We start from the raw sequence: 20137 nt of genomic DNA on the forward strand, positions 1-20137 counted from the left end.
CGATGACGATCGCGGAAATTTGGGAAAAATTGGTTACCTATCAGTTATTCAGTATCCCCTTACCTAAATGGATAATTGTCTTATTGATTCTGGTTATTGTTCAATTCTTACGGCAAGTCATTTCTAAACTGGTGATTCGTAAGATTGAACAAATAACAGCAGCCACAGAAACAACCTTAGATGATGAACTAGTCGAGATTTTCAAGCCTTCCTTTAGTTTGCTGGTTATCTTAGGAGGGATTTGGGCAATTCAGTTAGTTCTCTCTGAAAACCTGACCCCGAAACTTAATCAAACCCTTGATGGCTTATTGAGCTGGTTAGGGGTCGTAATTATGGCTTATATTATTTATCGAGCCTCCAGTTTACTCGCTGAAATTGCTTCTACAGTTATTATTGGTTCTGAAGGAGAATTTCAGGAAATAATTAGGCCATTTTTACCCAAAATATTCCAAACGGCTGCCATTGTTATCATGGTGATCAAAGCCGCAGAAATTTTCCTAGGAGCTTCCACAGGAGCCTTAGTTGGACTACTCGGCGGTGCCGGAATCACCATCGGTTTGTTACTCAAAGATATTGTCTATGACTGGTTTTGTACCTTCATTATTTTCTCCGATGGACTGTATCGCCAAGGCGATTGGATTATGGTTCAAGGGTTGAGCGGATTCACTCAAGTGATAGATATTGGCTTTAGAAGTACCGAACTAAAAATTGGCCCCTGGGGTTCGACAGTAAAAATTCCTAACTCGAAGATGATTTCTGGCATTGTGGAAAACTGGACTCAAGTGGGAAGTAGTGGCAATCCCTTAATGTGGGGAATTCTACTCAAGCTAAGAGTTGATGGTATCTGTGCGAAAAAGACTCAGCGGATTTGCGAGCGTCTCCGAGAGATTGCACCTTCCATTGAAGGAGTGCATCCCAAATGCACGGTCTTTTTAAAAGAGATTGATGGCAATGCTCGTGTCTTTGATATCCGCGTTAAAGTACAAGACTTAGATTCTTACTATAACATTCAAGAGAGTTTAAATATTAGAATATTGGAGCTGATAGAAGAAGAAAAAATTCCCAGTCTCAATGTTCAATTGAGAACCGATCCAGAGAGCTATAACAAATTGGTGAATTCAGAGAATAATTAAGTAGGAAGTTGAGGCTCTTTTTGTTTCAGAATGACTAGGGCCATATCATCAAATACTGTATGTTGGCCAATATGATTCTGAACATCAACAATAATTGCCTGGCGAATTTCTTCAGCCGATTGGTGATGATGAGCTTGAACCACTTCACACAGTTTATCAATACCATAAAAGACTCTATCTTTGTTTTCTGCTTCGGGAATCCCATCCGTATACAAAACCACTACATCTCCAGGGTTGAGTGCGATTTGAGCAGAGGAAATAAATTGACTGATGTTAGCTTCTAAACCTAGGGGCAATCCTAAATCAATTGTATCAATTCGTTCAACTTCTCCATTGTATCGAACAACGATCATCTCTTCATGTTGTCCACTGAGTTGGATGATTCCATTGCTATAGTCTAGAAGTGCGAGCGTCATACTTTTATCAGAATTCATGCGCTCAATATTGTGATAGAGAGTGCGATTGAGAATCGATAGGAATTCTACGGGATCGGTTTGTTTACTTTCTTGCAGAGTACGGACAGCGGTTTGAGCCATAATCATGATGATACTACTTTCGAGTCCATGGCCAGTAACATCACCAATCCCAATTGTGAGGCGATTTCCCTCCACTAAGACATCATAATAGTCTCCACCCACATCTTCCGCCGGTTGCATACATCCAGCAATATCTAAAGTGGAGATCGCCCTCAACTCAGATGTAGAGGGTAATACCATCTCTTGCATCCGGCGAATAATATCCAATTCTGCACTTAAATACAAGTTTTCCGCCTTCAAACGTTTCAAATTGAGCTGAGTCCGTAAACGGGCTAATAACTCATCCTTAGCAATGGGTTTAGTAAGATAATCATTTGCCCCTACCTTTAAACCCGCGACAATATCTTGAATTTGATTTTTTGCCGTCAATAATAAAATGGGCAATTCTGTAATATTAAACTTTTCCCGTAATCGTCTCGTTACTTCATATCCCGTCATTTTGGGCATCATGACATCTAGCAAAACTAAATCAGGTTTTAATCCATTATCGATTAACTCTAACGCTTCTTGACCGGTACTTGCTTGGCAGATAGCATAGTCATTCAAAGATAAATGATTGACTAAAACTTGACGATTTACCGGTTCATCATCCACAATCAAAATTTGTGATTTTTCTTCTACTTCTACCTGATGTATCTCTTCAAGAGATTCCCACTTATCTTCTACTTTGAGTTCACTACTTGGGAGGGTTAAGGTTGATGAGTTGTTAGACACTTTAGCAGATGAGATAGGTAGTGTAAAAGTAAATTTTGAGCCTTTATTAACCTGAGAACTAACACAAATTTTACCCTGATGTAATTCTACTAATTGTTTAGTAATTGCTAACCCTAATCCTGTCCCTCCATATTCCCGCTCTGTTGAACCATCTGCTTGCTCAAAAGATTCAAAAATCTTCTCCAATTTATCTTCAGGAATTCCAATCCCGCTATCAGACACTGAAACCGCAATTTCAGAGTTATGACTAGAAGATTTGAGCGCTTCTGCACTAACTTCTACAATTCCCGACTCAGTAAACTTAATGGCATTACCAACCAAGTTATAAAAAATTTGTTGTAAGCGATTTTCGTCCGCTTCTGCAAGAGGATAGTCTTTAGGGATATTATTAATCAGTTTTACGTCTTTCTGGGCGACTAATGGTTTCGATAAAGTCAAAACAATTTCAACAATTGAATGCAAATCGACAGGTTTGAGTTGCAACGTAATGGTCTGATGTTGTAACTTAGAAAAATCTAAAATATCATTGACTAAGTTTGACAAGCGACGAGCGCTAGCAATAATGGTAAATAAGTTAGAACGAGTGACAGGAGAGAGTTCTCCCGCTACTCCATCCATCAAAGATTCGGCAATCCCAATAATTCCATTTAATGGGGTTCTTAGCTCATGGGATGTATTGGCTAAAAAGCTATCTTTCATTCGATCGAGTTGCTGAAGCCGCACATTCGTTTGATCTAAATCATCTTTTTGTTTCTGTAACGTTTCAAAAGATGATTTAAGTTTTTCGGACATGAACATAAAAGATTGAGACAATTCTCTTAACTCATGGGAACGATGAATATTTAACTGCTGCTCCCAGTCTCCAAGAGATATTTTTTTTGCCGCTTCATTCAAACTTAAGATATCTTGGATAATCCATCGGGAAGTCATAATTCCCAATATAGTTGCCACACCTAAAGCTATGAAGCACAGTAAAATAGTCATGCGATTATTCTCATGAATTTTAGCCATGAAATCAGATTCAGGAATAATCACGACAATCAACCAATCTAATCCATATTCGTCGCGATATGAGGTGACTTGAATTAACTGCCATTCGTCTCCTAGTTTGAATTTTAGCTGTTGGATCCCTGATATATCGTTAAAATCTGGAAACTCAGTTTCTAAAAATTTTGCAGTTGCTTGAATTAATGGATTATCCATATCCCTTGCTGGCAACCGTTGCGGTTTTTCTTCTCCTTGAATTAAAGGTGATGCATCTGTTGAGGAACCAACTAATAATCCATTCCGCTCCATTATAAATGTTTGACCGGTCTTACCAATTTCTAAAGTTTGTAAAAAGGTGCTGATCTCTAGCAAAGATAGATCAACTACTAAAATAGCTTCTAGATTTCCATCTTTATTATAATAGTGACTGAAACCTGGTAAGGAGATATTACGACGATTTGCCCAAATAAAAATTTCTCCCCAACTCGGTTTATCTATATTTTTTCCATCTATATACCAAACCCTACTAAACATATCCCAATTGGGATATTGATCGTATATTTCTGTCCGATATCCGGCCGGATCTACATCCCAAATTTCATAGATTTTGTCCGGATCTTCTATGCTCCAATGGGCAGTTCTAACTTGACCATTCACGATATTTTCTGAACCACTAAAAAGACCTTTTGGTGTGGCTAAATTAATAGAAGATATATTGGGGAAAAGTTGTATTTGTTGCCAAAAATGACGTTCTAATAAGGTCACATCATTGAGGTCTAGTTTCCCCATTTCTAAGTCGTGAAGATTAATTCGATTGATTAAATGGGGATTGGATAAATAAGTGTTTAAATGATCGGTTATGCGGCTGGTGGTTTCTTGTCGTAACTGAGTTGCTAATTCTTCAATGGCTTGTTGACCATTACGATACGACCAATATCCAATTAATCCTACGACTACAAATATTTGTACCAAGAATGGCACAATTAAAACTATCCTTAAGGGAAGTTTTTCAGATGCTTTATTAATCCATTGATTCAGCCGTATCGCCAATTGGATAAAATCTCCTTGATGAATGAATATTTACTGTCACATCTCATTTTGTCGATTCATTATTAAGATTTGTAACATTTTACCGTACTTGTTGTCACAAGACAGACAACTTTTGGGTAATTTGATTGGATGCACCCATCATGAAGTTCTCTAATCCTCTGTTAGGTTTCTCCTGTTGGGCTAAAATTCGCCTCATTTTGGCTTTAAGTGACTTGGCTATACTGAGATCGGGATTGGCACTCAAACTCCATTATCTTAGTACTGAGGTTTAAATTCGAGTGTTAGAGGGTATTTATCATCATGGTAACCGCATGGAAGCAAATTTATGGATACTGTTTGCTCTCGGATTAGGTTGGCGATCGATCCTTCCCTCTCCCCCCCATGCTACACTGTCTCGATGGGTAGTCCCCATTTTTACTCTATTTGGTCTCTCCGATCTAGTAGAAGTGCATACCGGAGGATGGTGGAAACCTGGGTGGTTATTGCTGTGGTAAGGGCTGTGTATTTTAGGGATGTTGGTGTTGCTCAGGGTATATCGGGCTTCACGCTTGGAAATAGAGTTGTTTAGAACCGTTCAGCTTGGATTGAACGCTTGCACAAACTGTTGATGTTCTGTGGACTGAATCCCCTGTTGCAAAACTGCCAACACTTGCGCCATATTACCCTGGATCATGGCTTCAATATCTAATCGCAACCCAGAAAACATCACTGAGGAAATAACTCCCATTTCCTCAGGTGATAACGAAACATAATCACCATTGTCTAAACGAAACCAATCAATCTGGCGATCGCACATCTGCCAAACTCTATACTCTTGTACACCACTACGCCGATACGCCCATTTTTTATCCCCTAGATCAATGGCAGCACTACTAGCAGCAATTTCTCTCACTAACTTCTGAAGCGTTATGGCATTATACTTAAGCGATCATTTTTTATTGTAGATCAGACCAAATCATAGACTTCTTGGAGAAGTCAAGGAATAGGGAATAGGGGTAAGAATACAGGATACTCCTACCCTTCATTTTCTACCGACTGATGGAAGAGGTCTAATGTAGAGTTGAGAGACTTTAAATTCCAGACTTAAATCAACGCTTGAATCTGATCAACGGCTAAATCTTCTACATTTTTAAATACCCTTTGCGCTCCAGCACTTTCCAATCGTTGGGCATAGGTTTGGCTCTGTTCTGGCGTTTCTTGCACATGGGGCGGTAAAATGCCGATCGCCACCCATAACCGATCCGGTTGCTCTACTCTTGCTCGCTCTACCGTCTTCATATCCGCCACCGTATCCCCCACATAAAACACCGGTAGTGTTGGATCGGAATCTAACTGTTCAATCACCTGAAATAATCCGGTTGGATCGGGTTTTCCTGGAGCATCTTCCATCGCCACTAACGCTAAATTCGACAGCTTTAACCGATACTCTAGAGCATATTTGGCTTCTGCCCGCGTTGCTCCACTAAAAAAGCCCCATAGAATCCCGTGGTTATTCAAGTCATACAGATAATCCGCCGTAACTAATAAGGGTTCATGGGTAATATATCCATTGAAGTTCTGGAGATCGCTGCCTTGATAGCGAGATTGGAAAAATTCCACCAGTTCCTCATAGTTAAGTGCCATACTCTCCCTGGTTTGACCTTGACTCACCCAATAGCGATACACTAACTCTTGAGACGCTTCCCAATCATTATTCCAAATTCCCTCATTTTTCAGCTCATCCATATCTGCTAAAGTGGGACGATACTGGTTATCTGTAAATTTCTCCACTGTATCGGCGATCGCTCGACGATAGGATTGACCCACATCTCGCAAAACCCCATCAATATCAAATACCACCAGTGCTTGTCGATCCATCACCTGATACTCCATGAAATTACCAGTCGATACAGTAGGGGTTTCGCTTTCACCACTACACCTGTGGGTATCCCACTATTGCCTTCATTATAACATTCAAATTCACTCAAATTATCTCGCCGCACCCATCCCCTAGCCTGACTTTGAAGCAATTCTACTTTTACCCAATTGTTTCCATATTTATCGTTAGCGATCGCCAATCCATCTCGATCGCCTTGCAGAATTGAGACGTGATCGCCAGGACTACCATAATATCTCGTGTAAAATTCTGTGCCAACACCATCATAGATCCCTAAGTCATTTTCCTGGTCTTCTTCCCCTAAAATCGCCGTACAAGCAGAAATGGGTTGAGCTTGCACCGACTGACTTTCCAGTGAGATTACGGACAATAAGAGCAACAGACTAGCGGCGATCGCTCCTATTCTGAGCTTGGATTGTGCGTTCATAGCTTGATCCTGAAATCCCTTAATCCCATTCAATTCATATCCCTAAATTTTGACTTCCTCCACTTGGGTGATTCATGACCTTTGGCTGGCTTTCTTTACACTTCTCAATATTAACTGAAGTGAATCCTAGAAAAATCGTTCACCCGATCCGATAGATATAAATAAATATTGCACTCTTACGCAGTTGGGGCAAAAGTTCGGTACAACAAAAAAGTAGAGAGTGTACGAGAGAAACGAAATGGGAACTCTATCTGGAACAAATGGGAAAAACCTCAATTGGCAACAAATCCTCCTAGGCGCTCTAGGATTCTGGTTGAGTGCAACCCTCATTATTGATCTGGTAATTATGCCAGGTTTATATACGGCTGGAATGATGACTCAACCGGGATTTGCCTCGGCTGGTTATTCTATTTTTTGGATTTTTAACCGTGTAGAAACTCTCTGTGCCGCTTTAACCTTAACCGGCTTACTCGTTTTAGAAAATCAACATCAACTCTCAGACGCAAAACGCCATACTGCCCTTATCTTATCCGTTATTTTATTGGCGATCGCTTTAGTAGACACCTATGGCTTAACTCCTCAAATGAGCGCCATGGGACTCAACTTAACCTTCTTTGAAACCGTGCGCTCGGTTTCCTCAGAAATGATGCCCATGCAAATGGGATATTGGGTCTTAGAACTGTTAAAAGTAGTCGGTTGTGGCATCATTCTCCAACTCTGTAGCCCTTGGAGTACTGCTAACAACTAAAGCAACAACAACTCAACTTAAAATATTCCAATCCATGACTCAATTACAAGGCTCTTAAAATGGCCTTGTTTCTTTTTTTGTCCTTATTCCCTGTCTCCTGTTCTCTATTCCCTATGTACAAGCAACGGTGGTTAGACTTACTGCATCATTATCGGGCGATCGCCGTCATCCGTTCTCCCGATCTGAAATTGGGGATGCAACTTGCCCATGCAGTCGCGCAGGGAGGAATGGGTTTAATTGAAATTACCTGGAATAGCGATCGCCCCGCCGATCTGATCGCCTTACTGCGTCAACAGTTACCCCACTGTACCATCGGCGCAGGAACCGTACTCACCAGCGATCAGATGCAAGACGCGATCGCCTGCGGTGCAGAGTTTTTATTTTCACCCCATACCCATCCCCCACTCATTGAACAGGCGATAAAAGCCCATATTCCCATCATTCCCGGCGCTCTTACCCCCACCGAAATTGTTAGCGCTTGGCAAGCAGGAGCCAGTAGTGTCAAAGTCTTTCCCATTCAAGCTCTTGGTGGTAGCCACTATCTTAAAAGTTTACAAGGCCCTTTAGGTCATATTCCCCTCATTCCCACAGGAGGTGTTACTCCAAACAATGCCCTAGATTTAATTAAAGCCGGGGCGATCGGCGTTGGGTTATCCACCCAACTTTTTCCTCCATCTTTAGTCAAAGCACAAAATTGGCAAGCAATTTCCGAAAACAGCCACCGACTCCTAGCACAATTACGCATGGATGATCGATAGTTCTTCAGGCAAAATAGGAATATATAAAGGAGTGCTTTAAGACGGTTAGGTTATTGTTTTAGCAATAGGTAATCCGTCATAGGCAATAGAAAGTGTCCTAACTCTTCCTTTCTCTGCTATAGCACTTGCTCTCTGTTTTGAGACATTACCCATGACTAGCGCATAGCGCTATAGCGATCGACTTTGCATCACTGCCATGAAAGCTATTATTCCTATCCTCACCCTCATTATTCTTGGAGCGCATGGTATTCAACCTATCCCCACCTTCGCCCAAAACCCCACCCTAGAAGAACAGACTCAAACCCTCAAAAACTCCAGCCAACGCTGGATCGAGGTTAACGTTGCCACCCAACGACTCACGGCTTGGGAAGGCTCCATTCCCATCTACAGCGTCATTATCTCCACCGGTAAAGCCTACCATGAAACACCTAGGGGCAGCTTTGCCATCCAATCCAAACATGAACTAGCACGAATGCGAGGAGATGGTTACGATTTACCCGACGTTCCCTATACTATGTACTATTCCGGTCATTATGCCATCCATGGCGCGTACTGGCATAATCAATTTGGTATACCCGTCAGCCATGGTTGTGTGAATGTCGCTGTCGATCATGCCCAATGGCTCTTTAACTGGACAACCTTGGGAACCCCCGTAATTGTTAAGTAATAGGAAATAGAGGAATAGGACGCTTCCTTCGACACTTCGGCTACGCTCAGGGAGCAACGACACGGGGACTCCATCATTGCCTATTGCCTAATTTTTAGTCGGACTCCCCTTCGGATGATTGAAATGACTAGGACGTTCCGAACTCCACTGCTGGCGTAAGCGCCGCAATTTCTGACTTTCCACTTGTGCGGCATGAATCTGAGCTTGCCAATTGTATTCGCCACCAATAAACACAGAGGGAAGATGCATCAAGTCTCGATCTTCAAATAGACTCATTAATACCTACCTAACGTAGAATCACTATAGAATCTCAGTCTATCAAGATTCCTCTGCTTGCGGTAGGGTGGGTAAAAGAACATGGATGGTTGTTCCTTTGTTGAGAGAACTCTCAATCGTAAATTTTCCGTCATATAAATTCACCAATTCCTTAACAATCGATAAGCCTAATCCTGAACCTTGTTGTTCATAGATTTTCCGATCGAATTGCTGGTAAGCACCGAAATTAGCGATCTGTTCTGCACTCATTCCCCGTCCGCGATCGCGAATCGCTAAATGATAAAATTCCCCCTCTATTTCACCAAAAACTGTAATCTCAGTGCCCGGCTCTGAAAACTTAAAAGCATTATCCAGCAATTCTTCCAAGAGTTTAATAAAACCTTCCCGATCTATCCGCAGATGAGCGTCTTTTACGTTTAATATCAAATCATCCATGCGGGATTTTGGCTGTTTTTTAGAGACGCCTACACTGAGTTCCTTAATAATAAGACTTACATATTCTATCGATTTACCTCTTAAAGACGATAACCGTTTTGGATTCGTTTTTATTAACTGCAAATCAGTATAAAACAAAAATTTATAATTAATCTATGGAGCCGTTTTGCTGAAACATTAATGTTTTCCAAAAGCTCTAAAATTTCTTGATGATCTAAATTCTCAAAATCGTGCTGTAAGAATTCTGAAGAAACCAAAATCCCGTTTAAGGGAGTGCGGAGTTCATGGGGTAAAGAGAGGGAGATACTATGGCGCAGTTCATCTAGTTTGATTTCGGCTTTTTCGGTTTGAACCTCTTGTTTTTTTAACCGAGTTGTAATAGCACTTAACAACTCAGTCCGCATAAACGGTTTGGTAATATAATCATCTGCTCCCAACTCCATCCCTTGGCGTTGATCAAATTTAGTGGATTTCGCCGTCAAAAAAATAAAAGGAATTGTTGCCGTTTGAGGTTGATTTTGGAGTTCTTTTAAAACGCCATAGCCATCCAATTCTGGCATCATAACATCACAAATAATTAAGTCTGGAAGATGGGCGATCGCTAAGTCAACTCCCTCACGTCCATGTTCTGCACCAATGGCCCAATAGCGCTCTGCTTCTAACACATCCAATATAATATCCCGAACATCTGGATCATCTTCAATAACCAGTATTTTTTTCATCACGAAACTATCCTTAATGATATAATGGCAGGGTTACTGAAAACAGACTTCCTTGGTCTGGTGAGCTTTCTACCGTAATCTCACCCTGCTGTAAATCCACCGCTTTTTTGACAATGGCCAAACCTAACCCTGTACCGGGTAAGTTGCCTACATTGTGACCGCGATGAAAGGATTGAAATAAATATCCAAGGTCTTCTTCCGGTATGCCAATGCCACTATCTTGAATTTGAAAACAAACTTTGTCGGTATTATACTCTATCCTCAACTTGATTTCACCTCCATGGGGAGAATATTTAATGGCATTAGAAAGTAAGTTTTCTAAAATCTGTCTTAATAAGCTTTCATCCAGATAGACTTCCAACGGTTCAGGGGTTCCGTCAGTCAAGAATTTCAAATGGTGTTTTGGAGTTAAACAACTGCTTGTTTCTTCTATCAAATTTTGACACAACTGATATAAATCAACTTTATGAGGATTGATCGGAAGTTTGTCCGAGTCTGACCTCCCCATGATCAAAATATTATTCAACAAACAATTCAAGTGATTAACGGTGATTTGAATTCGTTGCAAATATTTAAGTTGTTTAGATGAGTCCCACTGGCTTTGGTAATGCTCCAAGGCTTCAGCAGAAGCCAAAATCCGGGTTAACGGCGTGCGAAATTCATGGGAAGCCATGGCAATAAACCGAGATTTTAACTGATTTAACTCTTTTTCTCGTTCCCAATTTTTTCTCATATCTTCTTCCATGCTTTTGCGCCGAGTAATGTCTTCTACTGTGCCTTCATAGGCAATAATTTCCCCCCGATGATTAGTAATGACTCTGGCATTTTCACAAATCCAAATGATCTGGCGATCGCGCCGATAAATCTGGGATTCAAAGCCGATCACTTGACCTTGCTCGCGAATCAGTTCCATGAACTCTTGACGGCGATGGGGATCGACGTACATTTGGCTAATATCCGTCAGATTGGTCAATTCCTCTGGAGAATCATAACCATAAATATGGGCTAAACTCGGATTAACACTTAAATACTGTCCCTCTGGAGACGATTGGAAAATCCCTTCGATCGCGTTCTCGAAAATACTGCGATATTGGCGCTCGGCTTTCTCCAAATCTTGATAAGCCATTTCCAGTTGGCGACGACTCTTAAATTCGGACTGTTGCAGCCGTTCATAGAGATACACGGAAAAATCGCAAATCAAGCACACCCAAAACAGGATTAAGACCATAGGGACTTGCAAGGAGGAATCTAACACGGAGAAAAAAGAAGCCTCATGCTCCATAGAGTAGAACAGAGCATAAAATCCTACCATTACCCCTTGAGCGAATAAATGGAGCCGCCAACGCACCGAAATCAAGGTTGCTTGGGTAAAAAAGGTAATAATTAACCCGGAAAAGTCGATTTCAGAGGCTGGATTTACGGTATTGGAGACGAGGGGGAATAGGGTAAGAGACCAGGAAAATAGTAGAAATAAGACATTCAGATGACGATGGGTGGACGCTAAGGGAAGCAGACGCAGACTGGTCAACAGGCTTAGGGCGATCGCCACTTGAGTCCCTAGCTGGTAATCCCATAAGGGTTCCTCCAGTCGCCAAAACCGCATCCCATTGAGGGTAATCACACTAAAGATGAACCCTAATGCAATCCATAGCGCCAACTGCAAGCGCACTTTCATAAACCGCTGTTGCCATTGCTGATAATGACTTAAACCTTCACAACCTGGAGGATTGACTAGCCCCCAGAAGGGTTTCAATGGGGTTAAAGAACGTAAGCAATGGGATAAGTTTGGAATCATGCCATAGAAACCAAGAGAAGACTTAAGGAACAAAAGTCGGTACAATCCTAGGGAACACAGGTGGGGTCATACTAATTTTGAGTATCCACGATCGCTGCCCTCAAAAACAACGAGCAATGACTCAGTACAGTTCCTACTTTCATGGTATTACTAACCTACGCTCCCTCTAGAGTGGGCAAATCTTCAACCCAAACTTTAGCTAAACATCCCGGTGTTAGCCCAAAACTTAAGCCTGCTGACAGGGTTCCTCGCAAGGTACGCAGACGATACAGACGACTGTGGCGCTTCAAATCCTTCTGTTTAGGTATTTCCTTACCTGCGTCTATCCTCGGTACTTATCTATTTGCCACAGAAATCTTGATCCAAGACGGAGAAGTGCCACAATCTTTGTATGAGTGGGAAATTGCTGCATCCGAACCCACACCAGAACCCCAAGCCACACCCGATCGCTGGCAAGATGTGGAAAATACGGTTAATCAGGCTACTTCTTTAACGTCCACCGCACGAACCAAGGCTCAATGGCGTGAAGTAAAATCCTATTGGCAACAGGCGATCGCAACCCTCGATACCCTACCCCCCGATCATCCCCAGTTTACTCAGATTCCTAGCCTCAAAGCAGACTATCAACAGCAACTCGACACTGTTCAACAGACCCTCTGGGCCGATTCCACTCCTATGACACTCAACCACGTGATTCGTGGGAACCTCTCGCCTAAATCGATTGTACATTCAGGAAATGGTCTATTCTTCGCCCAAAATATGATGTATTCCCATACGGTCACCGTATACGACCGGGAGTATAATTTAGTCGGAACAATCAGCGATCGCGTCGATTTAGAAGCCTTTGGTCATACCGAATATAGCGGACTCTTTCAAGGATCGCCCGTAGAAGCCGCCTTTTCTCATAACGGTCAATATGCCTGGGTATCCAACTATCAAATGTACGGCCCCGGATTTAATCGTCCTGGAGATGATGTCTGTCATCCCGATGCCAACTTTGACCCCTCCACCCTCTATCGTATCAACACCGAAACCCTGCAAATTGAAAACGTCATCTGGGTGGGATCTGTACCCAAATATGTCGCCACTACCCCCAATAACCGCCTGGTTCTAGTTTCCAACTGGTGTAGCTGGGACTTAAGTATCATCGACACCCAACAGAATCAAGAAATTAAGCGTATTCCCCTTGATGCCTATCCACGGGGAATTGAAGTGGATGCCCAATCTCAATTTGCCTATGTTGCCATTATGGGATCGGATGATATTGCCAAAGTCAACCTCAATGACTATTCTGTGCAATGGTTTAACCAAGTGGGAGTCACTCCCCGTCACTTAAATTTAGACCCCTTAGAATCCTATTTGTATGTCAGTTTTAATCTGGATAACGAAGTCGGGAAACTAGACCTCAAAACTGGAGAAATTGTTAGTAAAGTTTCCACTGGAAGTGCCCCCCGCAGCATGGTCTTATCTGATGATGGACAATTTTTATATGTAGTCAATTACAATTCCGATACCCTGAGTAAGATTCGTACTCAGGATATGAAAGTCCTGCAAACAGTGTCCACAGAAGCGGCTCCCATTGGCGTAACCTATGACCCCGAAACCCATCAAGTTTGGGTGGCGTGTTATACGGGAAGTCTGATGATTTTTCAAGATTAGACTAGCACGGTAACCTCGTATGCTAAGGATTGATTGCTTAAGATTGTAGGCTCAACTCAGGTAGATCAGGAAATAAGACCAACTCTACTTCTGCTAAGGCTCGATCAAAGTCATCATTGACAATTTGGACATCAAACTCGTCTGCGGCAGCAATTTCGATGATGGCACGGTTGAGACGGCGGGTAATTGCCTCTGGAGACTCACTTTGCCGATCGCGTAATCTGCGCTCTAACTCGGACATCGATGGGGGCAAAATAAAGAGTCTCAGAGCTTGGGGAAAGGAGGCGCGAATCTGCCGAGCGCCTTCTAACTCAATCTCTAATAATACCAGTATTCCTTGCTTGATTTTTTCCTCGACCTGTTGGCGAGGCGTGCCATAATAATTACCAGCAAATTGGGCCCATTCCAACAGTTGCTCCGCAGCGATTAAATCCTGAAACTGTTCTGGAGTGACAAAAAAATAATCTTTACCGTTCACTTCTCCAGGGCGAGGAGAACGAGTAGTCATTGAGACTGACAAATAAATATCTGGATGACGCTCGAGCAGCGATCGCACTAACGTCCCTTTACCCACCCCACTTGGGCCCGTAATAACCACTAATTTTCCTGTCCCAACCGTTTGTATCATTCCCAATGTATTCTGAACGTTATCCTCTGCTCCCTTAAGATTCCCGATTACCCTTTTGAGACATCAGCCGGTGGGAAACGGTTTCTGGTTGAATGGCAGATAGGACAACATGGCCTGAATCCATAATTATCACAGCGCGGGTGCGTCTACCATAGGTGGCATCAATTAATTGTCCGCGATCGCGACAGTCGGCGATCGCCCGTTTAATCGGTGCTGACTCTGGAGTGACGATCGCAATGACTCGATTCGCATTAATGATATTACCAAATCCAATATTAATCAGTTGAACCATAGGGGGATAGGGGAATCGGGGACACGGAGACATGGGGAGATGGATGGGGACAAAGGGGCTGACGCTCCCTGAGCGAAGCGCCGCAGCCTAGCCGAAGTATCGAAGGGAGCCGATTGATTCAGGATTCGATTTATTCTACATTGAGGGTAGAGCGTTTAACGCTCCTATGAGGTGCATGGTTACAGACTCTAACCCTGAGTACGATACCCATTCCCTATTCCCCATTCCTTAGCACGAAGCGCCCTATCAGCTATGCCTCCACGTTGGCCTCGAAAACCCGACCGTAACAACGATCCAGACTATCGCCGCTTAGATGACCGGATGAACTTTGCGCTCCATGTAGCGATATATGCCGCAACGAACTCCGGACTCTGGTTTGTCCATCAAATTAAGCCTGATACCCTCCTCTGGCTGACTTGGTTTAGCTTAGGCTGGTTGGGACTGTTGGCGATCCATGGAATCTTTATTTTTGCGATCGCCGACTACACGCCTTCTTCTAATCCCAAATAAATTTGCCAATTATTCCCCTCATCCCCCCGTCTCCTGCGGAAGAAGGGGGATTTAGGGCGATCGAAATCTACCGGATAGCAGAAGGAAGAGCGATAACGATTCATTCCCTCTAGCTATATTGATTACTAGAAGCCGCCTCAATCTCCAGATTAAACAACGTCTTCAGAGTTTCCATGGCTTGCTTGCGAGCTTCAATATCTTGTTGGGCCCGCAGTTGTACCATGGGATCGTGTAGAATTTTATTCACAATTCCACGGGTGAGCGCTTCAATCACTTCTTGGTGTTTCTCCGCAAACTCAGACCCCAAACGAGAAAGGGCTTTTTCTAACTCTTGCTCGCGAATCGTCTCCACTTTATGACGTAAACAATTAATCGTTGGTACAGTTTCCAGACTGCGCCACCATACCTCAAACGCTTCTACTTCTTCTTCTAATAAGCTTTCAGCTTCCATCGCCATTTGACGGCGACTTTCCTGATTTTGGGCAACTACTGCCTTCAAGTCATCCACATTATAGGGTTTGACTGAGGGTAACTCTCTCACATCAGCATCCACATTTCGAGGAACGGAAATATCAATTAAAGTTAAGGGGCGTTCTGGATTAACAATGGGTTCTAAATTGGCACGATTTAATAAGGGTTGGGTTGCTCCAGTACTGGTAAAAACCAAATCCGATGCCTGAACCACCTCCATCATTTCTCCCATGGGATGAAGCGCTAAAGAAGCCTCACTAAATTTATTGGCTAATTCTTCAGCACGCTGCATGGAGCGATTGACAATACTAATTTGAGTACCGCCTTTGGAGAGCAAGTGTTGTACCAACAAACGGGACATTTTACCCGCACCGATAATGGCAATCTTGCATTCTTCCAGGGTTTCTAGTTTCATTTGGGCAAGTTCAACCGCGGCTGAACTAATAGAAACTGCACCTGTACCGATGTTGGTTTCCGTACGTACCCGTTTCCCCGCAGTAATAGCTTGTTTCATTAAGCGGTTGAGAATCCGACCCACACCTTTATACTGTTGGCCGAGTTTATGACCTTGTTTAACTTGCGATAAAATTTGCCCTTCGCCGAGTACCAAGCTGTCTAATCCGGCTGCCACGCGCATTAAATGCATAATTGCATCTTCATGGAGGAGAATAAACAGGTGAGGACGCAATTGGGAGAGGGGCAGTTGGCTATGTTCGGAAAGAAATTGGGTAACTTCCCAAACGCCTTGTTGATTGTCACGAATCACCACATAGATTTCTAAGCGGTTACAGGTGCTTAGAATAGCGACTTCTTCAATATGAGGATAGAGCTTGAGGGTGGTGATGGCTTGTTCGAGTTGGGGTTCAGGAATACTGAGTTTTTCTCGAACTTCAACGGAAGCTGTTTTATGGCTTAAACCGATAACTGCGACATTCATGGGTTAATGTTTGTTAAGGCAACTTGCTAAGATTTTGGGCAGATTATAAACAAAAGATGGCTTCAGTGAAACTGAAGACCCTATGGAGATAGAGTTTTAGGGTGTTCTAGTTCCTATGATTAAACCCCCTATCCCTCCATCTCCCCATCCCCCCATCTCCTAAAACAATGGGGTTGGGGGGGATCTTACAGAGCAGAAACGACTGTAATTGAAAAGTTATCCTATTTTAATTGGATATTTTTGGGTGCGTCAGCCATATGAACGGTGTCTACAAACCGGGCAGTTTTGGACTGACTGGAAATAACCAGGCTATGGGTTCTGGCTCCACCATGGAAATAGCGAACGCCTTCCATGAGGGTTCCAGGGGTAATACCGGACGCGGCAAACAATACGGTTTCTCCACAGGCGAGTTCTTCAGCATTGTATACCCGGTCTGGGTCTTCGATGCCCATGCTGCGTAGACGTTCGAGATTGCTTTCTTTGCTTTCGCCAATTAAGCCGGTTTTCACGATTTCTGGATCGTAGATGAGTTGACCTTGGAAGTGACCCCCTAAGCAGCGCATGGCAGCAGCGGAAATGACTCCTTCGGGAGCGGCTCCAATTCCCATGAGGGCGTGGATGTTGGTTCCGGAAAAGGCACAGGAAATGGCGGCGGATACGTCTCCATCAGCAATGAGGCGAACTCTTGCGCCAGCGCTACGAATTTCGTTGATCAGGTTTTTGTGACGAGGCCGATCCATGACGACAACGACTAATTCTTCTACGGAGCGATCGAGACACTCGGAGATCAGTTTTAGGTTTTCGGTCGCTGATTTGCGGATATCTACATGGTTTTTGGCGGCTGGAGGAGCGGCCAGTTTTTTCATGTAGAAGTCGGGAGCAGCAAAGAGTCCACCTTTTTCAGAAATGGCAAGCACAGCCATGGAACCGGGTTGACCGTAGGCGACGAGGTTGGTTCCTTCACAGGGGTCAACAGCGATGTCAATTTCAACTAATTCATCGGGATTGCAGTATTCTTTGGCATCTTCGCGGGAGCAAATGCCGACTTCTTCGCCGATGTAGAGCATGGGAGCGTCATCCCGTTCTCCTTCTCCGATGACGATGCGTCCGCGCATGTGGATTTTGTTCATACGTTCGCGCATCGCTTCTACAGCGACTTGGTCAGCGGTGTTTTTTTCCCCTTTCCCCATCCAACGAGCAGAGGCGATCGCCGCTTGTTCGACCACTTCTATAATTTCTAATCCCAATGTGGTTTCAATCACAGTTTTTCTCCCTAGAGGTAATTCAGTGAAATGCTTATATTTAGCCGGTTTCAGTGTATCAGTCTATCAGAGTCTGGGGCCAATGTTCGATCGCAGTCTCTCTGAGATTATGTTAAGTTTTGCATCTTTTATCTCCGAGTCCACGGCTCTGAGACCAGTCGGAGTTCACAGAAGCCAGCTTTTGTGTAAATCTCCTATAATTATCGACAAAGACTCGCTTGAGCTGAAAACTACAGGAGCCATACCATGTCTGAAACTCAAGGAAATTCAGAATTATCTAAACCCGTGGAAACGGTGACTGAACAAAAAGAGGAGACCCGTTTTCTGGAACCTCTGCAAACCAAGGTCAGTAATATATTGGCCAGTTGGCAACTGAAAGTTGGACTGGTGGGCGCGGTTCTAGTGACGATCGCTCTAACGGTTTTCTTTTGGCAACATGAAGTGGCGGCTTTGGGTATGAGGCTCTGGTCAAGACAGGCCGGTGCAACCCCAATTGAATGTATGGTTAAGGATACCAATGGCGATCAGTATGTCAGTTGTAGCGCGATTCTCAACGACCAGGTGGTTCCTTTAGAATGTGGCGCAAGTATTTTTAATGTGGGCTGTCGGATTAATTACGGTGCAGCCGCGATCGGAGCGCGGAAATCTAGAGATTAGAGAGGGAATGGGGAATGGGGAATAGGGAATAGGGAATAGGGAGTAGGCAATAGGCAATAGGCAATAGTCTGCTATCTCCGTGTCCCCCTATCTCCCCATCACCCCACCCAACAAGAGCGCTATCATAGTTACTCAAGAATATAAAGATTTGTAACATGATTGGCTTTTCCTCTCCTGGCTCCCAGAATCTGTTCAAAAAACTGCTATTGGGTAATGAACCCACCCCAGAATTACTGGCTATTTTGCTGGTGTATTTCGTGCAAGGGGTTTTAAGTCTGGCTCGATTAGCCATTAGCTTTTTCCTCAAGGATGATTTGGGTCTTTCTCCCGCCCAAGTGGCAGCGCTCACGGGAGTGGCAGCCCTACCTTGGATTATTAAACCCCTGTGGGGATTTATGTCTGACGGTTTGCCGATTTTGGGCGATCGTCGCCGTCCCTACCTGATTTTGTCGGGTTTGTTGGGGAGTTTGGCTTGGGTAGTATTGGCGACAGTTGTCGATAATGCAATCATGGCAACAGCGGCGATCGCCCTTAGCTCCCTTTCCGTTGCCATCAGTGACGTGATTGCCGACTCCATTGTAGTTGAACGAGCCAGAACAGAATCCACCAGTCAAGTCGGATCGCTACAATCTCTCTGTTGGGGAACGTCAGCCCTAGGAGGATTAATCACAGCTTATTTAAGCGGATGGTTATTAGAAATTCTGACTCCCCAACAAGTATTTGGCATTACAGCAATTTTCCCATTAATTGTAGCCATAGGAGCGGGGCTGATTGTCGAATCCCCAGAAACTGACTCTACTCCAGCATGGAATACCATCAAACACCAAGTATCGCAGCTTAAAGAAGCGATATTTCTCCCCTCCATCTGGAAACCCACCCTCTTCCTCTTCCTCTGGCAAGCCACTCCTTCTTCCGACTCTGCCTTTTTCTTTTTCACCACCAACGAATTAGGCTTTCAACCGGAATTTCTAGGTCGCGTGCGTCTATTTACCAGTATTGCTGGATTAATTGGCATTTGGATTTTTCAACGCTTCCTCAAAGCCGTTCCCTTCCGGCAAATCTTTGGTTGGAGTACCGTCATAGCTGTCCTTTTTGGCTTCACCCCGGTACTGCTGGTTACCCATACGAATCGACTCTTGGGGATTGGCGATCAGTGGTTTAGTCTAGGAGATAGCGTGATTCTCACCGTCATTGGCGAAATTGCCTTTATGCCCGTTCTCGTTCTCTGCGCCAAACTCTGCCCCCCCGGTATCGAAGCCACACTGTTTGCTCTGCTCATGTCCATTGCCAACCTGTCCCATGTCGTTTCCCAAGAGTTGGGCGCTCTTCTCATGCATAGCTTTGGCATTACCCCCAACACCTTCGACAACCTTGCCCTGTTGGTTACTCTCACCAACCTCTCCTCTCTTCTACCCCTTCCGTTCCTGAAACTCCTACCCAGCGACAACACCCTCAGTACCCCACAAGTGGCAGACAACCCAATTCATCCTCTTCCAGATGAAGAGGACGATCCAGAAAAGACTAAACCCTTAGCAGGACTCACACAAGTTTCAAGCTAAAACCAGGCCTACACGTTATTTGTAAGTGGTGTTTTATC

The 20137-nt window shown here is 43.8% G+C and carries 20 protein-coding genes and 1 pseudogene; 9 read left to right on the top strand and 12 right to left on the bottom strand.

Features of this window, described 5'->3' with window-relative positions:
• The first annotated feature begins 2 nt into the window (after positions 1–2).
• Entirely contained in the window at positions 3–1133 is a 1131-nt protein-coding gene (locus PN466_RS25095) for a mechanosensitive ion channel family protein (protein ID WP_271945324.1), read from the top strand.
• On the opposite strand, the gene PN466_RS25100 is transcribed toward PN466_RS25095, so the two are convergent.
• Entirely contained in the window at positions 1130–4420 is a 3291-nt protein-coding gene (locus PN466_RS25100; RefSeq protein ID WP_271945326.1) for a SpoIIE family protein phosphatase, read from the bottom strand. The genes PN466_RS25095 and PN466_RS25100 overlap by 4 nt on opposite strands.
• Positions 4421–4698: 278 nt before the next feature.
• Here PN466_RS25100 and PN466_RS25105 point away from each other — a divergent pair, with 278 nt between their 5' ends.
• Positions 4699–4914 carry a hypothetical protein gene (locus PN466_RS25105; RefSeq protein WP_271945328.1) on the top strand — a complete coding sequence of 72 codons (216 nt, stop codon included), beginning with the start codon at positions 4699–4701 and terminating at the stop codon, positions 4912–4914.
• 80 nt (positions 4915–4994) lie between these two features.
• On the opposite strand, the pseudogene PN466_RS25110 reads toward PN466_RS25105, so the two are convergent.
• The 3 genes and pseudogenes from PN466_RS25110 to PN466_RS25120 all read right to left on the bottom strand — a co-directional run.
• Positions 4995–5318, bottom strand: a pseudogene (locus PN466_RS25110) (Uma2 family endonuclease); the annotation flags it as partial.
• Positions 5319–5503: 185 nt separating this feature from the next.
• On the bottom strand, positions 5504–6277 hold the full coding sequence (locus PN466_RS25115; RefSeq protein WP_271945330.1) for a TIGR01548 family HAD-type hydrolase: 774 nt from the start codon (positions 6275–6277) through the stop codon (positions 5504–5506).
• On the bottom strand, positions 6277–6723 hold the full coding sequence (locus PN466_RS25120) for a hypothetical protein (protein ID WP_271945332.1): 447 nt from the start codon (positions 6721–6723) through the stop codon (positions 6277–6279). Before PN466_RS25120 ends, PN466_RS25115 begins: the two co-directional genes overlap by 1 nt.
• 238 nt (positions 6724–6961) lie before the next feature.
• On the opposite strand from PN466_RS25120, the gene PN466_RS25125 reads away from it, so the two are divergent.
• From PN466_RS25125 to PN466_RS25135, 3 genes are all read left to right on the top strand, one after another.
• On the top strand, positions 6962–7471 hold the full coding sequence (locus tag PN466_RS25125) for a DUF4149 domain-containing protein (RefSeq protein ID WP_271945334.1): 510 nt from the start codon (positions 6962–6964) through the stop codon (positions 7469–7471).
• A gap of 113 nt (positions 7472–7584) precedes the next feature.
• The gene (locus PN466_RS25130) at positions 7585–8229 is read left to right on the top strand and encodes a bifunctional 4-hydroxy-2-oxoglutarate aldolase/2-dehydro-3-deoxy-phosphogluconate aldolase (protein ID WP_271945336.1); all 645 of its coding nucleotides are present in this window, start codon (positions 7585–7587) and stop codon (positions 8227–8229) included.
• Between the two features lie 196 nt (positions 8230–8425).
• Positions 8426–8896: a L,D-transpeptidase gene (locus tag PN466_RS25135; protein ID WP_271945338.1), complete on the top strand. Its 471-nt coding sequence runs from the start codon at positions 8426–8428 to the stop codon at positions 8894–8896.
• An 87-nt stretch (positions 8897–8983) separates the two neighbouring features.
• On the opposite strand, the gene PN466_RS25140 is transcribed toward PN466_RS25135, so the two are convergent.
• From PN466_RS25140 to PN466_RS25150, 4 genes are all read right to left on the bottom strand, one after another.
• The gene (locus PN466_RS25140) at positions 8984–9172 is read right to left on the bottom strand and encodes a hypothetical protein (RefSeq protein ID WP_271945340.1); all 189 of its coding nucleotides are present in this window, start codon (positions 9170–9172) and stop codon (positions 8984–8986) included.
• Between the two features lie 42 nt (positions 9173–9214).
• The gene (locus PN466_RS26110) at positions 9215–9607 is read right to left on the bottom strand and encodes an ATP-binding protein (RefSeq protein ID WP_313898710.1); all 393 of its coding nucleotides are present in this window, start codon (positions 9605–9607) and stop codon (positions 9215–9217) included.
• Positions 9608–9720: 113 nt separating this feature from the next.
• Positions 9721–10329 carry a response regulator transcription factor gene (locus PN466_RS26115; RefSeq protein WP_313898711.1) on the bottom strand — a complete coding sequence of 203 codons (609 nt, stop codon included), beginning with the start codon at positions 10327–10329 and terminating at the stop codon, positions 9721–9723.
• A gap of 13 nt (positions 10330–10342) precedes the next feature.
• Positions 10343–12124, bottom strand: coding sequence for a PAS domain-containing sensor histidine kinase (locus PN466_RS25150; RefSeq protein WP_271945343.1), 1782 nt, complete (start codon positions 12122–12124; stop codon positions 10343–10345).
• 141 nt (positions 12125–12265) lie between these two features.
• On the opposite strand from PN466_RS25150, the gene PN466_RS25155 reads away from it, so the two are divergent.
• Positions 12266–13783, top strand: coding sequence for a YncE family protein (locus PN466_RS25155; RefSeq protein WP_271945345.1), 1518 nt, complete (start codon positions 12266–12268; stop codon positions 13781–13783).
• Between the two features lie 37 nt (positions 13784–13820).
• Here PN466_RS25155 and gmk read toward each other — a convergent pair whose 3' ends face one another.
• Together gmk and remA are read right to left on the bottom strand one after the other, a co-directional pair.
• Entirely contained in the window at positions 13821–14411 is a 591-nt protein-coding gene (gmk, locus tag PN466_RS25160; protein ID WP_271945347.1) for a guanylate kinase, read from the bottom strand.
• Positions 14412–14445: 34 nt separating this feature from the next.
• Positions 14446–14703 carry an extracellular matrix/biofilm regulator RemA gene (gene remA, locus PN466_RS25165; protein WP_271945348.1) on the bottom strand — a complete coding sequence of 86 codons (258 nt, stop codon included), beginning with the start codon at positions 14701–14703 and terminating at the stop codon, positions 14446–14448.
• 252 nt (positions 14704–14955) lie between these two features.
• Here remA and PN466_RS25170 point away from each other — a divergent pair, with 252 nt between their 5' ends.
• On the top strand, positions 14956–15213 hold the full coding sequence (locus PN466_RS25170; protein ID WP_271945350.1) for a 2TM domain-containing protein: 258 nt from the start codon (positions 14956–14958) through the stop codon (positions 15211–15213).
• 109 nt (positions 15214–15322) lie between these two features.
• Here PN466_RS25170 and PN466_RS25175 read toward each other — a convergent pair whose 3' ends face one another.
• A complete protein-coding gene (locus tag PN466_RS25175; protein WP_271945352.1) occupies positions 15323–16621 on the bottom strand; it encodes a glutamyl-tRNA reductase in 1299 nt (432 codons plus the stop codon).
• Between the two features lie 221 nt (positions 16622–16842).
• Positions 16843–17880, bottom strand: a complete 1038-nt coding sequence (gene glpX / locus PN466_RS25180; protein ID WP_271945440.1) for a class II fructose-bisphosphatase — start codon at positions 17878–17880, stop codon at positions 16843–16845.
• A 249-nt stretch (positions 17881–18129) separates the two neighbouring features.
• Here glpX and PN466_RS25185 point away from each other — a divergent pair, with 249 nt between their 5' ends.
• The gene (locus tag PN466_RS25185; RefSeq protein WP_271945353.1) at positions 18130–18540 is read left to right on the top strand and encodes a hypothetical protein; all 411 of its coding nucleotides are present in this window, start codon (positions 18130–18132) and stop codon (positions 18538–18540) included.
• 155 nt (positions 18541–18695) lie between these two features.
• On the top strand, positions 18696–20099 hold the full coding sequence (locus tag PN466_RS25190; protein WP_271945355.1) for a folate/biopterin family MFS transporter: 1404 nt from the start codon (positions 18696–18698) through the stop codon (positions 20097–20099).
• Positions 20100–20137: the final 38 nt, after the last annotated feature.

Origin of the sequence: Roseofilum reptotaenium CS-1145 (assembly GCF_028330985.1) — a bacterium.
Taxonomy (GTDB): Bacteria; Cyanobacteriota; Cyanobacteriia; order Cyanobacteriales; family Desertifilaceae; genus Roseofilum; species Roseofilum reptotaenium.

Bases quoted from the DNA above. Each gene is read 5' to 3' on its own strand.
- remA (WP_271945348.1), bottom strand. From the start codon at position 14,703: ATGGTTCAACTGATTAATATTGGATTTGGTAATATCATTAATGCGAAT.
- PN466_RS25140 (WP_271945340.1), bottom strand. From the start codon at position 9,172: ATGAGTCTATTTGAAGATCGAGACTTGATGCATCTTCCCTCTGTGTTT.
- PN466_RS25130 (WP_271945336.1), top strand. From the start codon at position 7,585: ATGTACAAGCAACGGTGGTTAGACTTACTGCATCATTATCGGGCGATC.
- gmk (WP_271945347.1), bottom strand. From the start codon at position 14,411: ATGATACAAACGGTTGGGACAGGAAAATTAGTGGTTATTACGGGCCCA.
- PN466_RS25125 (WP_271945334.1), top strand. From the start codon at position 6,962: ATGGGAACTCTATCTGGAACAAATGGGAAAAACCTCAATTGGCAACAA.
- PN466_RS25135 (WP_271945338.1), top strand. From the start codon at position 8,426: ATGAAAGCTATTATTCCTATCCTCACCCTCATTATTCTTGGAGCGCAT.
- PN466_RS26115 (WP_313898711.1), bottom strand. From the start codon at position 10,329: ATGAAAAAAATACTGGTTATTGAAGATGATCCAGATGTTCGGGATATT.
- PN466_RS25170 (WP_271945350.1), top strand. From the start codon at position 14,956: ATGCCTCCACGTTGGCCTCGAAAACCCGACCGTAACAACGATCCAGAC.
- PN466_RS25095 (WP_271945324.1), top strand. From the start codon at position 3: ATGACGATCGCGGAAATTTGGGAAAAATTGGTTACCTATCAGTTATTC.
- PN466_RS26110 (WP_313898710.1), bottom strand. From the start codon at position 9,607: ATGGATGATTTGATATTAAACGTAAAAGACGCTCATCTGCGGATAGAT.
- PN466_RS25155 (WP_271945345.1), top strand. From the start codon at position 12,266: ATGGTATTACTAACCTACGCTCCCTCTAGAGTGGGCAAATCTTCAACC.
- PN466_RS25190 (WP_271945355.1), top strand. From the start codon at position 18,696: ATGATTGGCTTTTCCTCTCCTGGCTCCCAGAATCTGTTCAAAAAACTG.
- PN466_RS25115 (WP_271945330.1), bottom strand. From the start codon at position 6,277: ATGGATCGACAAGCACTGGTGGTATTTGATATTGATGGGGTTTTGCGA.
- PN466_RS25150 (WP_271945343.1), bottom strand. From the start codon at position 12,124: ATGATTCCAAACTTATCCCATTGCTTACGTTCTTTAACCCCATTGAAA.
- PN466_RS25185 (WP_271945353.1), top strand. From the start codon at position 18,130: ATGTCTGAAACTCAAGGAAATTCAGAATTATCTAAACCCGTGGAAACG.
- PN466_RS25175 (WP_271945352.1), bottom strand. From the start codon at position 16,621: ATGAATGTCGCAGTTATCGGTTTAAGCCATAAAACAGCTTCCGTTGAA.
- PN466_RS25120 (WP_271945332.1), bottom strand. From the start codon at position 6,723: ATGAACGCACAATCCAAGCTCAGAATAGGAGCGATCGCCGCTAGTCTG.